The 14819-nt window shown below is 66.4% G+C and carries 15 protein-coding genes; all 15 read right to left on the bottom strand.

All coding sequences use genetic code 11. The features are described from left to right. Positions 1–226: 226 nt before the first annotated feature. Complete coding sequence (locus LH400_RS19715) at positions 227–625, bottom strand: cytochrome C oxidase subunit IV family protein (protein ID WP_229154905.1); 399 nt, start codon at positions 623–625, stop codon at positions 227–229. After that, positions 622–1290 (bottom strand): cytochrome c oxidase subunit 3, encoded by a 669-nt coding sequence (locus LH400_RS19710; protein WP_229154904.1) that lies wholly within the window; start codon positions 1288–1290, stop codon positions 622–624. Before LH400_RS19710 ends, LH400_RS19715 begins: the two co-directional genes overlap by 4 nt. Beyond that, positions 1283–2932: a cytochrome c oxidase subunit I gene (gene ctaD / locus LH400_RS19705; protein WP_229154903.1), complete on the bottom strand. Its 1650-nt coding sequence runs from the start codon at positions 2930–2932 to the stop codon at positions 1283–1285. The genes LH400_RS19710 and ctaD overlap by 8 nt, the downstream gene beginning before the upstream one ends. Then, positions 2929–3876 carry a cytochrome c oxidase subunit II gene (coxB, locus tag LH400_RS19700; RefSeq protein WP_229154902.1) on the bottom strand — a complete coding sequence of 316 codons (948 nt, stop codon included), beginning with the start codon at positions 3874–3876 and terminating at the stop codon, positions 2929–2931. Before coxB ends, ctaD begins: the two co-directional genes overlap by 4 nt. After that, complete coding sequence (locus LH400_RS19695) at positions 3869–4699, bottom strand: SCO family protein (protein WP_229154901.1); 831 nt, start codon at positions 4697–4699, stop codon at positions 3869–3871. Before LH400_RS19695 ends, coxB begins: the two co-directional genes overlap by 8 nt. After that, positions 4696–5292 (bottom strand): hypothetical protein, encoded by a 597-nt coding sequence (locus LH400_RS19690; RefSeq protein WP_229154899.1) that lies wholly within the window; start codon positions 5290–5292, stop codon positions 4696–4698. The genes LH400_RS19695 and LH400_RS19690 overlap by 4 nt, the downstream gene beginning before the upstream one ends. Next, positions 5285–6379 carry a hypothetical protein gene (locus LH400_RS19685; protein WP_229154897.1) on the bottom strand — a complete coding sequence of 365 codons (1095 nt, stop codon included), beginning with the start codon at positions 6377–6379 and terminating at the stop codon, positions 5285–5287. The genes LH400_RS19690 and LH400_RS19685 overlap by 8 nt, the downstream gene beginning before the upstream one ends. Continuing rightward, positions 6376–6978, bottom strand: coding sequence for a c-type cytochrome (locus LH400_RS19680; RefSeq protein WP_370638439.1), 603 nt, complete (start codon positions 6976–6978; stop codon positions 6376–6378). The genes LH400_RS19685 and LH400_RS19680 overlap by 4 nt, the downstream gene beginning before the upstream one ends. Then, a complete protein-coding gene (locus tag LH400_RS19675) occupies positions 6975–7505 on the bottom strand; it encodes a DUF3341 domain-containing protein (protein WP_229154895.1) in 531 nt (176 codons plus the stop codon). The genes LH400_RS19680 and LH400_RS19675 overlap by 4 nt, the downstream gene beginning before the upstream one ends. Beyond that, the gene (gene nrfD, locus LH400_RS19670) at positions 7502–8812 is read right to left on the bottom strand and encodes an NrfD/PsrC family molybdoenzyme membrane anchor subunit (RefSeq protein ID WP_370638440.1); all 1311 of its coding nucleotides are present in this window, start codon (positions 8810–8812) and stop codon (positions 7502–7504) included. Before nrfD ends, LH400_RS19675 begins: the two co-directional genes overlap by 4 nt. 74 nt (positions 8813–8886) lie before the next feature. After that, positions 8887–11790, bottom strand: a complete 2904-nt coding sequence (locus LH400_RS26420; protein WP_229154891.1) for a 4Fe-4S dicluster domain-containing protein — start codon at positions 11788–11790, stop codon at positions 8887–8889. A gap of 59 nt (positions 11791–11849) precedes the next feature. Further along, positions 11850–12506: a cytochrome c3 family protein gene (locus LH400_RS19660; RefSeq protein WP_229154889.1), complete on the bottom strand. Its 657-nt coding sequence runs from the start codon at positions 12504–12506 to the stop codon at positions 11850–11852. A gap of 138 nt (positions 12507–12644) precedes the next feature. After that, entirely contained in the window at positions 12645–12998 is a 354-nt protein-coding gene (locus tag LH400_RS19655; protein WP_229154887.1) for a helix-turn-helix domain-containing protein, read from the bottom strand. Next, a complete protein-coding gene (locus LH400_RS19650) occupies positions 12959–13441 on the bottom strand; it encodes a hypothetical protein (protein ID WP_229154886.1) in 483 nt (160 codons plus the stop codon). The genes LH400_RS19655 and LH400_RS19650 overlap by 40 nt, the downstream gene beginning before the upstream one ends. Positions 13442–14494: 1053 nt before the next feature. Beyond that, positions 14495–14819, bottom strand: a 325-nt coding sequence (locus LH400_RS19645; RefSeq protein ID WP_229154885.1) for a glycosyl hydrolase family 65 domain-containing protein, incomplete at its 5' end; no start/stop codon positions are given.

The raw sequence follows: 14819 nt of genomic DNA, 5'->3' as shown, positions 1-14819 counted from the left end.
GGTCGTTCTGCGCGATCGCCATGGCCGCCCGTCTCGGTCAATTGGCGAGATATCGACAAGAGAAGTCTCCCGTGTCTGATCGGTGGGATGCGTTGAAGGTCAACATCGGGCACCTGGATCAACTGAGCCGGGTCTGGATCGTTCAATCGGGCCGCACGGGAAATGCGTAGGCCGGAAGAAGCCCCACCAATCGCCAACACCGGCTGGTCCCGGGCGGGGAGGGGGATTACCTCGATAGGCTCGTGCGGAGGCTGACCGCAGACGCGTCGCCGACGCTCGGCGGCTCATCGGGCGCCACGTTGCGGGTGAGGTAGTCGGACATCGTCAGCACGAACAGGACCATCAGGAAGATCACGCCCGACGCCGCGGCGAGAAGAATGATCGCGGTTGCCCGGTTGAGGTCCATGAAGAAGGTGAGGACGAGCCCGATCATGACCACCGCGATGGCGAGTGCGACGAGAATGTGCGTCGGCTGACCGAGCGGTGCGAAGGCGAGCCCAAGGGAAAGCCCGCCGAGGAGAAGGAGCAGGCCATAGACCAGCAGCTCCGGGAACAGGATCCGCGGCATGCGCCGTGCGAAGCCGCGGCCCTCCTCCTGCCGGGGAGGCGTGTCGCGGCGAGTCACGGCCGGCCCACGAGATAGAGCAGCGGCCAGATGATCAGCCACATCATGTCGACGAACCCCCAGTAGAGTCCGGCGATGCGGATCCGCGACGCCTCGACCAGCGGAAAGCTGCGCCGGCGCACCATCACCAGGAGCACGATCCAGGTGCCGAGACCGATCGACATGTGGACGGCGTGCATGCCGGTCATCAGCCAGTAGAGCGACCAGAAGATGCGCGTCGGCGGGTCGGCGAGCTTGAAGTCCGGCATCGACGGCCAGAGATGGTGGTGGAGGTCGAGGACGTACTCGTAGCCCTTGGCGCCGAGAAACAGGAAGCCGAGGACCAGCGTCGCGAGGATCAGGACCGAGACGGCGCCGTGATCGCCTTCGCCGGCGGCCTTCACCGCGAGCGACGTCGTCATGCCGGAGGTCAGAAGCAGAAGCGTATTGATCGAGCCGATCACGATCTCGGTCTCGCTCGCCGCTTCCACGAAGGCGTCTGGATAGAGGTAGCGGTAGACGAGATAGGCGGCGAACAGGCCGCCGAAGAACAGCATCTCCGTCGCAAGGAAGATCCAGAGGCCGAAGACGTGGGCGGTCTGCTGCTGCTTCAGGTCCTGGAAGTGTTCGGCGAGCGCCGCGGCGGCCGCGGGCTCGCGCCGGGCGAGAGCGGGGGAGTCAGACACGGCGCGGCTCCTGCTCCCGGTGATAGTCGTAGACGCCGTCCTCGACCTTCGGCGGGGTCAGGAAGTTGTGCTTCGGCGGCGGCGACGAGGTCTGCCATTCGAGCCCCGATGCGCGCCAGGGGTTCTCCGATGCGCGCTTTCCCCAGATCAGCGACCAGGTGAGATAGAAGATCGGCAGCAGGTAGGCGATCGCCAGGATCACCGCACCCGAGGACGACAGGACGTGCCAGACCTGAAACTCCGGCGGGTAGGCATGGTAGCGCCGCGGCATGCCGAGATTCCCGAGGATGTACTGCGGAAAGAAGGTCAGGTTGAAGCCGAAGAACATCGTCATCGCCGCGATCTGTGCGATCGTTTCGGGATAGAGCCGGCCGGTGATCTTCGGCCACCAGAAGTGCAGGCCGGCGAAGAACGCCGAAACCATGCCGCCGACCATGATGTAGTGGAAATGCGCGACGACGAAATAAGTGTCGTGCAAGTGGATATCCACCGGCACCGAGGCGAGGAACAGGCCGGTCAGTCCGCCCATGGTGAACAGCCCCACGAAGCCGAGCGCGTAGAGCATCGAGGCCTCGTAGGTGATCTGGCCGCGATAGAGGGTCGCCGTCCAGTTGAACACCTTGATCGCCGACGGCACCGCCACGATGAAGGACAGGAAGGAGAAGGCCAGCGAGGCGTACATCGATTGCCCCGAGACGAACATGTGGTGGCCCCAGACGAAAAAGCCGATCACCGCGATCGCCAGGAGCGCATAGACCATGAAGCTGTAGCCGAAGACGCGGCGGCGGGCGAAGCAGGTAATCACCTCGGTGACGACGCCCATGCCCGGCAGGATCATGATGTAGACGGCCGGATGGGAGTAGAACCAGAACAGGTGCTGGAACAGGATCGGGTCGCCGCCGCGGTTGGGGTCGAAGATGCCGAGCCCGAGCAGCCGCTCGCAGACGAGTAGCACGAGCACCATCGCCAGCACCGGCGTCGACAGCAGCATGATCAGGCTGGTCGCGTAGATCGACCAGACGAACAGCGGCATGCGAAACCAGCCCATGCCCTTGGTGCGCATCGTGTGGGTGGTGACGATCATGTTGACGCCGGTCGCGATCGTCGAAAACCCGGTGACGAAGACGCCGATCGCGGTCAGCGAAACGTGACTATTGGCGAAGGCGGTAGAGTAGGGGGTGTAGAAGGTCCAGCCGGTGTCTACGCCGCCCGACAGCATCGCCCACACGGCGAAGCCGCCGCCGATGATGTTGAGGTACCACGAGAAGAGGTTCAGCCGGGGGAAGGCGAGTTCGCGCGCCCCGATCATCAGCGGCACGAGAAAATTCCCCAGGACAGTGGGGATCACCGGAACCAGGAAGAACCACACCATGACGACGCCGTGCATGGTGAAGACCCGGTTGTACTGGTCGTCGGTCAGGAAGTCGCCGGCCGGAGTGAACAGCTCGAAGCGGATCATCGTCGCTGCTGCGCCGCCGATGAAGAAGAAGATCGTCGTCGAGATCAGGTAGAGGATGGCGATCCGCTTGTGGTCGACCGTCGTCAGCCACGACCAGATCGAGAAGTCCTCGCCGAGATAGCTGTGCTTCTCGGCGCGCGAGGATGGTTCGAGGTCGACGTCGCGAACCGGGATGTCGCTCATGGCTGATCGGCCCTCGCTCGGGAAAGGCTGCGGATGTACGCGGAGAGGCTGACGAGTTCGCCCTCGGTCAGTGCGCCGGCGAAGCTCGGCATGATTGGAGCGAAGCCAGCGACGACGTCGCGCTTCGGCTGCAAGATCGAGTCGCGGATGTACTGCTCGTCGGCGGTGACGATCCTGCCGTCCGTCAGCGGTACGGGCGAGCCATAGACGCCGGCGAGACGTGGGGCGCGGACCTGTGATGAGCCTTCGTGGCAGCCGGCGCATCCGCGCGCGACGAACAGCTTTCGTCCCTCGTCGGCGAGGTCGTCGCCCTCCGGCTGCACGGCCAGCCAGTCGGCATAGTCGTCCGGTGACATGACGACGATGCGGCCAGTCATCTTGGAGTGCTCGCTGCCGCAGTACTCGGCGCAGAAGAGGTGGTAGGTACCCTTCTTCTCCGGCGTGAACCGCAGTCGCTCGACGTGGCCTGGCACGACGTCCTGCTTCACGCGGAAGGCCGGGACAAAGAACGAGTGGATTACGTCCTGGCTCTCCATGACGAGGTCCACCGTCTCGCCAGCCGGCACGTGCAGCTCGTTGATCTCGCGCTGGCCGCCGGAGTGCTCGACCTTCCACATCCACTGCTTGCCGACGACGTGGATCTCCTGCCGCGACAGCGGCGGCACGGCAAGCGCGAAGTTCTGCGATGCGGCCCAGGCGAAGATCGCCACGAAGAGACCGGCGGTCGCGAAGGTCCAGCCGAGCTCGATGTCGCGCCGGAACCACTCGGGGAGCCTCTCGCGGCTGGCCTTCGATCCCTTCCGATATCGGATCGCGAAGAAAAAGATGAGGAAGGAGACAAGCGCGATGATGGCGCCCGAGCCGGCGATCAGCCCGTAGAGGATGATGTCGGTGCCGACCGCCTCGCTGGAGGCGGCGGGAAGCATCAACGTCAGGCTATCCATCGGCCGATGCTCCGGATGCGCCGCCGGCCGCAGGCCCGCCACGGAAGCGCCGCTCCCGCAGGAGGAGGACGGCGAGCAACCCCGCGATCAGCAGGACCGTGCCGCAGCCGGCGACCAGTACGGTGGAGTTGACGATCGAGGTGTAGCGGCCGGTCTCGGCGTTCCAGCCGTAGCAGCTGAGGACCAACTGGTCGACGAGCGAGCCCGCCTCGCCGTTTGAGGCGTCGACGATGGCGAGCCTAAGCGTCTCGGGCTCCAGCGAGACGAGGTCGAGCGGGCGCAAGACGCGGCCCTCGTTGTCGAGGAGCAGCGCGCCCGCGGGATGGGCATATTGGTCGCGGTCGGCATCGTAGAAGGTCTTCAGGCCCGCGGCCTGGACCAGCCGGCGGGTCGTCTCGGCGTCGGCGAGCAGAAAGGCGTCCTTGCCGAGGCTCGCGGCCGCCTCGTTCCCCGTGAGCCACTTCGCCTGGTCGGCGCCGGTGTCGCGTGGGTCGAAGCCGAGGACGAGGACGGCGTGGGCCAGATCCGAGCGGTCCTTCAGCGTCGCCTCGGCCGCGGCGAGCGCGTTGGCGGCAACACCGCAGACGGTCTCGCAGGTATAGTCGACAAAGGCGACGAGGGCGGCGCGTCCGCCGAGCCGCTCGCCGAGGCTCCTTGTCACGCCGTTCGCGTCGGTGAGCATGGCGTCGACAGGCAGCAGTCGGCCCGTCCGATCGGCGAAGCCGACGCTGGAGAGTTCGTCCCGGGTCAGGCCGGCAGACGCGGGCGCTGCGTGAGTGGGGAGGAGCGTCAGCGCTAGGAGGAGGGCAGCCAGACGGGTCATTGCAACTCGGTTCCGTTCTCGCCTTCAGGCGGCACGTAGCGGGGCGTGCCGCGGATCGTCTCGGACGGCACGCGGGGCTCCCGGCCAAGTCCCGGCGCCCTGGGGGTGGCACGGTCACCCGCCGGTGGCGCAACCCTGTCGTCCGGACCGACGCTCTTGCCGCGGTCTGGGGTCAGCGGCGCGCCGCGGGGAGCGGTCGGTCCGGCCATCGCCGCGGTCATAGCCCGCAAGCCCGGCGAATCGGGCACGGCATCGCGGGAAAGCAGGGGCGCGTATGGATCGGAGCGGCGGGCGACGATCGCCATCGCCTTGTCGATCGGCACGACGGCGTCTTCGTGGAGTTCACGCCTGCCAGCCTTCTCCACCGCCTCCAGCTCGGCGTGCGGAAAGGCCTGGAGCCGCGGCTCGGGGAGTCTCGAGATGCCGAGCACGGGCATCGACGTCGGCAGCGTGCCGAGCTTGATCCAGAAGAGGAAGACGAGAATCGCGAGGACGAGCGCGATGATGCCGAGTGCGCCCCCAATGGCAGCAACCACCGGCAGGACGCGGACCTCCGGGTTCTCCTGGATGCCTGCCCGGGATCCCTCAGACATGGCGTGCCTCCGCGGATCGCCTCGCCAGCATGTCCGCCTTGCGTTCCGACGGCTCGCCGTGCCACCGCGAGGGCCGTGCCACCGCGACGAGGGCGAGGAGCGCGACGGTGATCGCAAGTCCCGCCAGAATGCCGGCGACGGCGCCGCCGAATGCCGGGCCGGTCATCCACAGGAGGAAGAGGCCGAGCCCGGCGAGGACGCCCGCGCCTGCGACGGCGGTCGGGCCCCGCCGGGTGCGCAAGGCCGAGCGCGACAGCACGCCGAACGGCATCGCCGCGCCGGCGAGGATCGCCAATACCAGGATCGCAACCCAGGTCCATGTCCCGCGATCGACGTAGTAGGCGACCTTTTCCGGCAGGTTTCCCGACCACTGCACCAGGAACTGCATGAAGGTGAGATAGACAATGCCGAGGATCATCGCGATCAGCAGCTTGCCGATGTCGGTCCTGACGATTCCGGGTCCTGTGGCGTCGGTGACGGCGAGGAGCGCAAGGGCGAAGGCGAACTGCATGACCGCGAAGAGGGCGCCGAATGTCGTCGAGCTCCACCTCGGTTCGAGCGACATGATCCAGTCGAAGGCCGCAAGATTGACGGTTACTGCATAGAAGACGAGCGACAGGCCGGCCACGAGGCGACCGCCGCGTCCGGTCGTGGCGAGGACCGCGATAAGCGACCAGCCGGCAAGAATGAGAAGGGCGCGCAGCGCGAACAGCCAAGGATTGAGGTAGAGCGCCTCGACCTGCGGACGATCGTCAAGACCCTCCGTCACCCAGCCGTAGATCAGCGGCTGCGCCGCGATCACGAGGATCCCGCAAAGAGCAACGACGGGAACGGTCGCGGCGAGCGCTCGCAGGCTGAATATCGCCGCCTCGGCCCACCGCCCCCCGGTCAGCCGATAGGTGTGGATCAGCACCGTCGCGCCCATGCCGCCGGCGATCAGGACGAGCCAGCCGGCGAGATAGGCCTGCGCGACCGCCTGGGGAAAGAAGACCAGAAGCGGGATCAGGACGATGATCACTGCGCCAGCAGTGGCGAGAGCGCGCCGGTGGCCCGAAATGCCGGACATGCGCGGGAACCAGACGCTCATTCGGCGCCTCCCGTCGCCTGCGGCGGGACAGTACCACTACCGCCGGACGACCCCCGCTCGCCGATTTTAGCCGACGCGGTCTCCTTCGGGGCACCGGTCTGAGCGACCTGAAGGGCTCGAATGTAGGCGGCGATCGCCCAGCGGTCGCGCGGGTCGATGCGTGCGGCGTACGAGTACATCACGCCCCAGCCGTGGGTGATGACGTCATAGAAGTGCGAGGCCTTGGCGGCGAGCAGCCGCGGTTCGGCGTAGGAGGGCGGCTGTGGGAATCCGCGCTTCACGACGATGCCGTCGCCGAGCCCGGCGAGGCCGTGGCAGGGAGTGCAATAGATCTCGAAACGTTGCTTGCCACGGGCGAGCAGGTCGGCGTCGACCTTCGGGGGTGTCGTCTCTGCGGCGAGGCGCTGCAGGGCGTTTCGGTCCACAGTCCCGTAGGGGACCGTCCGCGCCTCGGCGTTCTCGTCGAAGGCATCGGCCGAGGAATAGGGCTTCAGCTTCGGCTGGTTGGTCATCTCCTCGCCGCAGGACGCCAAGGCGAGGGGTGCGGCGAGCAGAACCGCCGCCGCAAGAAGAGGTTGCAGGCCGAGGTGGTCGTTCATGCGACCCGCTCCCGGATAGCGAGCGCTCCGTTGCCGCGCAGGATGCGCGAAAGCGCTGCGTCCTGCACCTCGTCGCCGGTCAGTTCGAGCTCCATGAGGAACCGGTCGTCGCTGGCTCGCTCGATACCGTCCCATTCGAAGATCGGGTGATGCAGCCGCGGCAGTCCGTTGACGAACAGCATGGTGAAGAATCCGGCAAGGGCGGCGAAGAGCACGGTGAACTCGAACGTGACGAGCATGAAGGCGGGCCAGGCATTGTATGGCCGCCCGCCCGAGTTGATCGGATAGGCGTAGACCGACGAGTAGTACTGCATGCCGAAACCGGCGACCGCGCCGAGAAAGCCGCCGATCACCATGGCGGTACGCACCCGCGAGGGCGGTTCGCCGCGGATCTCGTCGATTGCCTCGACCGGGAACGGCGTGAAGGTTTCGAAGCGAAGGCCATGGTGCGCGTCGGCGACAGCTCTCGCCGCGGCGATCAGCGCCTCGGCGGTCGAAAACTCGGCGAGGAGCAGTCGCAGGCTCAACGGGCCGCTCCTTCCTTGTAGGCGAGTTCGCGGATTTCGTGGATTGACGCGGCGGGAATGAAACGGGCGAATAGGAAGAACAGGAAGCAGAAGATCCCGAAGCTGCCGACCAGCATCGCCCAGTCCCAGACCGTCGGGATGTAGAGGGTCCAGCTCGAAGGCAGGTGGCCGTGGGCGAGCGTGTTGACGTTGATCAGCACGCGCTCAAGCCACATGCCGATGTTGACCAGAACGCCGACGACGAACATCACGACCACCGAGCGTCGCATCGGTCGGAACCAGAGGACCTGCGGCGACAGGCAGTTGCAGACGAGCATGGTAATGTAGAGCCAAGCGTAGGGGCCGGTGAACTCAAAGGCGACGAAGGCGCGCTCGATCTCGTTGCCGGAATACCAGGCGAGGAACCACTCCGTGCCGTAGGACGTGCCCATGACGACCGCGCCCAAGAGCAGAATCTTCGCCATGGCGTCCAGATGGTCGATGGTGATCACCGACTGGAGGCCGAGGCCCCAACGGATCGGGATCGTCAGCGTCACCACCATGGCGAAGCCCGAGAACATCGCGCCTACGACGAAGTAGGGCGGGAAGATCGTCTCCTGCCAGCCGGGCATCAGCGTCGCGGCGTAGTCGAGGCCGACGACCGAGTGGACCGAGACGACCAGTGGCACGCCCATCGCGGCCATCGCGTAGTAATAGGCGTTGTAGTTCTTCCACTGCCGCGACGAGCCCTGCCAGCCGAGTGCGAAGACGCCGTAGCCGACCTTGGCGAAGCGGCCGCGGGCGCGGTCGCGCAGCGTCGCGAGGTCGGGGATCAGGCCAGTGTACCAGAACATGATCGAGAACAGGATGTAGCTCCCGATGGCGAACATGTCCCAGACCAGGGGCGAACGCCACTGCGGCCAGAGCGTCATGGTGTTGGGGTAGGGAGCGAGCCAGTATGCGAGCCAGGGGCGGCCGAGGTGGAAGATCGGGAAAAGCCCCGCGATTCCGGCGGCGAAGAGCGTCATCGCCTCCGCGTAGCGGTTGATCGAGGCGCGCCAGCGCTGGCGCGTCAATAAGAGCATCGAGGAGATCAGCGTGCCGGCATTGCCGATGCCGATCCACCAGACGTAGTTCGCGATGGCGAAGCCCCAGACCTGCGTGGTGTTCACGCCCCAGATGCCAAGTCCACGGGTCAGGAGCACGGTGACTGCTATGATGAAGACCACGACGCCGAGGAAGGCCGCGCCGGTCAGGAACCACCAAATCCGCCCGGCTGGCCGAAACACCGCCCCCACGACCTCGTCGGTGATGGTGCGGTAGGGCATCTCTGCCGGCAACAGGCCGTCCGCGGTCCGGCCGTGCTCGGCGATCAGCTCCTCCCCGGTCATGACGCGGGTCGTCATGCCGGGCTCTCCTCGTCCGCAGCCTCGCCCGGAAAAACGCGTGCCAGATAGGTGGTGCGGGGGCGCGTGCCGAGTTCTTCGAGCAGCGCGTAGTGGTGCGGCTCTCGGCGCAGCCTGTTCACGCTCGAGCCCTGATCGGCGAGATTGCCGAAGCTGATCGCCTGTGCGGGGCAGGCCTGCTGGCAGGCCGTCATCACCTCGCCCTCGGCAATCAGGCGGTTCTCCTTCTCAGCTTCGCGCCGGGCGCCGGAAATGCGCTGGACACAGTAGGTGCACTTTTCCATGATGCCGCGACCGCGCACGGTCACGTCGGGATTGTGGACGGCATGCATGATCGGTTCGCCGAGATCCGCGAACTCCTGGCCGTTCGCATAGCCGAAGAAGTTGAACCGGCGGACCTTGTAGGGGCAGTTCGACTGGCAGTCGCGGGTGCCGATGCAGCGATTGTAGACCTGGACGTTGAGGCCCTCGGAATCGTGGATCGCCGCCTCGACCGGGCACATCGGCTCGCAGGGAGCCTTCTCGCAGTGCATGCAGGGCACCGGCTGCGAGACGACCCGCGGCGCGTCCTCCTCGCCCTCGAAATAGCTGTCGATCCGGATCCAGTGCATGTCGCGGCCGCGGCGGATCTCCAGGGGCCCGACCACCGGCACGTTGTTCTCGGCCTGGCAGGCGACCACGCAGGCGTTGCAGGTGATGCACAGGGTGTGGTCGATGACCATCGCCCATTCGTAGGGGCCGAACGGGTAGTCGGGATAAAGGGTCGGCGGCTCGCCTTCGAAGTCGGGCGCTGAGGCCGGCTTCTCGTCGAGATGGTCGAGTGGCACCGTCCGGACGATGTCGCGGCCGTGCATGTCGTGCGAGCCCTGCGTCATCGCGAGGTCGATCGAGAAGCCGCTCGGCAGGACGGAATCTGCCTGGACCGCCCAGCGGGCCGCCACCGTGCGAAGCGGCATGACGTCGGTGCCGACGCCGCGGGCGATCGAGCCGTAGCGGTGGCCGTAGCCGAGGGTGACGGCGATGGTGCCCTTCGGCTGCCCGGGCACGGCGAGCGTCGGGATCGAGACCGTGCGCCCATCAACGGCAATGACGAGGACGGCGCCGTCGGAGAGGCCGAGGCGGCGGTGATCGGCGGGGTTCATCCAGGCGGCGTTACCCCACACCTCCTTGGTGATCGGGCGGGGCAGTTCCTGCAGCCAGGCATTGTTGGCAAAGCGCCCGTCCCAGACGGACGGGTCGGGTCGGAAGACGATCTCGAAACCTTCACCCGCTTCCGCCTCGCCCCCGGTCAGCGGCAGGAGATCGAAGGCGCCGACCTCGAGCCCGGCAAGGGGTTCCATCGCGGTACCCTCGACGACGCCGAGCGCCAGGGCGCGCCGCCACACGTCAATGAAGTCGGTCTCCTTGTCGCTCGGCTTGGCGTAGCCGTCGCGCGCCGTCGCGTAGACGAGTTCATGGTCGCTCTGGCCGAAGCCGCCGTTCATGGCCGCCAGCAGCGACAACGGCGAGTGGCCCTCGTAGAGCGGCGTCACCAGCGGCTGCACGATCGAGATCAGGCCGTCTTTCGCGCGCCCGTCGTTCCATTCCTCCAGCGGATGGAGGCGGGGAATGTGCCAGGAGGAGGCCTGGCTCGTCTCGTCCTCGTAGAGCGACAGGTGAACGCTCGTGCCGACCTTCTTCAACGCATCGTCGAAGCGGAGATCCGCCGGGGCGGCGTAGACCGGATTGCCGCCGATCATCACCAGCGTCTCGACGCGGCCGGCGCGCATGTCGCGGACGAGCGCGGCGAGCGAGCCCTCCTCACGGCCACCGCCGCTCCCGTCGCCGGGCAGAGCAAACACGTCGACCGTTCGTCCGAGGGCACCGAGGCTCCGGTTGATGCGGTGGGCGAGGGCGTGGACGTGCGGCGGCTGTGCCTCCCCGACCATCAGCAGTGCCCGTTCCCCCGCGGCGGTCAGCTCCCGCGCCGTCTCCGCCACGAAGCGTCGTTCGTCCTGCGACAGGTTGGCAGCCGCGCCGCCGGCATCGACGCCGAGTTCGCCCGAGAGCGCCCGGAGGAGGGCGTCGATCCGCGACCGGCGAAGCGGCAGGCGCGCATCGGCGGTCGCGCCCGTCGCCGTCATCGCCGGCTCGGCGACGCGCAGCCGCGCCATCCGGCGGGATCCTTCGCGCACGGTCCGGACGGCGGCGTAGCCGCGGGCGAGCCGCGCCTGCTCGGGCCCCGGGCCGAGGAAGTCGCAGTCGAGGGCGACGATCGCCTCGGCCTCCTGCGGACGCCACATGATGCGGCCCTCGCGCCCGAAGGCGAGCCGCAGGCCGGCGCGCTCATTGTCGTCGCCGATGGGATCGAAGCGGTGGACCCGCATTGCGGGAAGCTCTTCGCGAAGCGCCGCGATCAGCCGCGCGCTCGTCGGGCCATCGTGTTGCTCAGTGAGGATCCGCAGACCTTCGCCCTTGGCTTCACGCCAGCGCGAGCGCAGCCGCACCAAGTCTTCTTCGAAGGCGTCGAAGTTCGATATCCCGGCGTTTTTCAGCACCAGCGAAGCCCGGCCCGGATCGTAGAGCGACAGCACCATCGCCTGGTGGAAGGCATCAGTCCCCCCGAGCGACCCAGGATGGTCGGGATTGCCCTCGATCTTGGTAGGACGGCCCTGGTGGCTCTCGGCAAGAAGTCCGGTGGCGATGCCGCCGAGCTCGAAGGCGGTGGCGAAATATTGCGGCACACCCGCGACCATGCCTTCTGGCATGGACACATAGGGAACGATCTCTTCCGCCGGCTGGGCGCAGGCGGCCAGCGGTATCGCCGCCGTGACGCCCAGAAACTTCAGCAGCGTGCGCCGGTCGAGCGGAGCCTGGCGCGCCGCCTCCAGGAACTCCGAGCCCGCCGGCTCCCCAGGCACGCTGGAAGGACTTCCAAGGAATGCCGTCCGCTTCGCCCAGACCCTTTCACCTGCGCCGCTCATCGATGGCAGACCGAGCAGTCGGTGAGGTGGTCGGGCCGGATGCCGTAGTGGGCGAGCAGCATCCTGCCCTTGTCGTCCTGGTCGGCAGCGGGATGCCAGGTCATGTCGAAGATCTCGTCCTCCCGTCGCAGGTTCTTGGCGGGGTCGCGGTGGCAGTCGAGGCACCAGCCCATGCTCAGCGGCTCGGCCTTCATCATCAGCGGCATCGACTTCACGTTGCCGTGGCAGGACGAGCAGCCGACGCCGTTGTTCACATGTACGGAGTGGTCGAAATAGACGTAGTCGGGCAGGTCGTGGACGCGCTGCCAGCGCAGCGGCGTGTCGGTCGCCAGGCTGAGGCGAACCGGCGCCAGCATCGGCGCATTGGTCCAGAGCTGCGAGTGGCAGGTCATGCAGGTCTCGGTCGGCGGCAGGCCCGCGAAGGCGGCCTTTTCGACGCCGGTGTGACAGTAGCGGCAGTCGATGCCGAGTTCACCGGCGTGGTGCTTGTGCGAGAACGGCACCGGCTGGGCGACGTACTCGCCGACCTTGGTGAAGTAGCTGGAGCGGTAGTAGGCGAAGCCGCTGATCGCGAGAACGATTGGCAAACCGAGGACCGCTATCAGCCCCAGGCGAAAATAGAGGTCGGCACGCCTGGAAAAGATCTGTGCCAATGCCAGCGCCCCTCATCCCCCGATCCGCTTCGGGAAGCTTAAAATGCCTGGTCAAGGATGGCTACGCCACGCACCGCCTTTCGCCTAGAGACTGTTTTGCCGGCAAAACCTATCGAGGCGGGGCAGAGCCTGAGAGGGCTACGGACGCGCGAAATCCCTGCTGATCCGACGGAGGGCGCAAGTCTTCGCATTGCTCCGAACCAAGAAAATCTGTTTGCCGCAAGCCACGCTGGACACGTACGCACTCAAGTTCGAAACGGATCCGATGATCCGTTCGTACTCGGATTCGGCAATGCCGTGGGAACCGTCCCCGATTCCGAGCCGTGCCTCGCGGTCCAGGATGGCGATCCGTCCGCGCCTCGCCCGGATGTGATGGGCGCCTTCGAGTGTGTGCGTCGCCAGCGTCACCGTCGATCGCTGGACGCCGAGCATCGTGCTGAGGAACTCGTGCGTCAGGTCGACCTCATTGCTGCCCAGCCGGTCCTGGCACATGAGAAGCCAGCGGACGAGGCGCTCCTCGACACTGTGGTTACCGTTCGCGAGCGCAGTATGGCTCGTCTGACCGCCGCGAGGGCGCAACCCACCGAGACGAAATTGAGCATGCGACAGAGCAGCCGGGTGCCGGTGGACTCGTTGTCCGGCTGGTCGCGCAGAAAGAGGAGCGCCAGCCACTCCGCCACCATGAAAGCGGCGGCTGCGCCGGCGGCGCCGGCGAATATCTCCGGCACGCCCGCAGGCGCCTTGGCGTTCAGCAGGGCGAAGGAACCGGTGATCGTCGTCGAAAAGGCGAAGGCGGTGGAGTTGTCCATCACACACAGTCTGAGGTTCTTCAGGATCAACTGGGAGTGTCGCATCGCAAAACCTCGATCGTTGTCTTCATCTTCGAACCTGAACGTTCCGGCGCGCCGAGGGCGTTCCCGTTCGCCCTGCCGCATTGCCAGCCAAGCATGTTGTGCGTGATCGGTGCGGGTCGTCGCCGGGCGTCGCCATAGGTTCGTCTCAAGCCAAGCAGGAAGAAGACGTCATGGCGAATAGGCGATCGCCGCCTTCGACCGGTGGACCGACGCCTCCGTCGAGCATGTCGTGGCCAAGGGGCGCGTGCCGGGCCCCAAGGAAGCCGAGCGCAACGCGCGATCGACGGACGCAGTAGGGGGCCCGGCTCGGTGCCAGCCAGTGCGCGGCTGCGTCTTGGTACGCGGACGGTCGCCGGCCCGGCGACGCGGCCCGATCTTCGCGCTCGCCCGACCACTTCCGTCGCATCGCTGGGGCACGTCTTTCGATCACTGAATCGGATGTGAAGTGACGGTCGCCGCTTCGTTCGGAACGCGTCCAAGGAATTTATCTCGAGTTGGCTGGCTCGCCCGACACCTCGTTCACTCACCTCGAGATATCGGAGCAGAGCGCGCGGCCTTGACCCGTCATCGACACTCGGCGGTGAGAAGCGCCGTCGCAAGCCGGCTTGCCCACTCCAGACCAGTCGGTATCCCGGCAGTCAGGGGTGGCCGAGGCGAACTGTTCAAGGAACTGCTTAGAGCAAGCAGGGTCGTATGAAGGCTCGGCCAAGCGTCGGCGTCGATGCTTGATCCCAATCGGGAGAGCTGATGGTGTCTGCCATGGCAGTTATTGCCACCCGCTTTCCCGACACCGGTCCGTCCGATCAACACCGGTTCGGGTCATTCGCCATGGCACCACCGACGTCAAAGAAGGGTCGTGAGCAGTACGGCAGCTGTCCGCAAAGGCGCTGCAGAAGCGGAGAGGCAGCTTTCGGCCTGCTCCTGCCGGTTTCGGACGATCTGAACGGCGCCCATGGCGGACATTGATTAGTGATCAAACTAGAGCTTCCCATGAGCAGCCATCTCCTACAGCCCAATTGAAGAGTTAAGAGGGCTGAAAGGGGATCTTTACCAACGAATACAACGAAGGTGACCTAGGCGAAAAAGGTACTTGAGCTCGCAGATGGCGGTTCGTGGAGGCGGCAAGGCGGGAGTCTAAGCCGGCAAGGTCGCCAGGCTGATGGTCAGAGCATGCTCGGCGCCGTCGATCCGGACGCGGAGCGCGCCGTCTTCCACTGGCGCATCGACGCCATCCAGCACTGCGCGGACGACCGTCGATCCCGAGACATCGCGATTGTCCACGCTCACGCGGTAACACGTGTCGTCGATCCGGATCGTCGCCGAAAAGCCCGGCCATGCCTGGGGAATGCGCGGTGCGATGGTCAGGAATTCGCCGTCTTTGCGGATGCCGAGAATACCTTCGACGCCGGCGCGATACATCCAGCCGGCGGCGCCGGTGTACCAGGTCCAACCGCCTCGG

Source organism: Jiella soli, assembly GCF_020615385.1.
Classification (GTDB): domain Bacteria; phylum Pseudomonadota; class Alphaproteobacteria; order Rhizobiales; family Rhizobiaceae; genus VKMB-3413.
The sequence above is the reverse complement of the archived record's forward strand: the minus strand, read 5'-3'. Positions and strand labels throughout refer to the sequence as shown.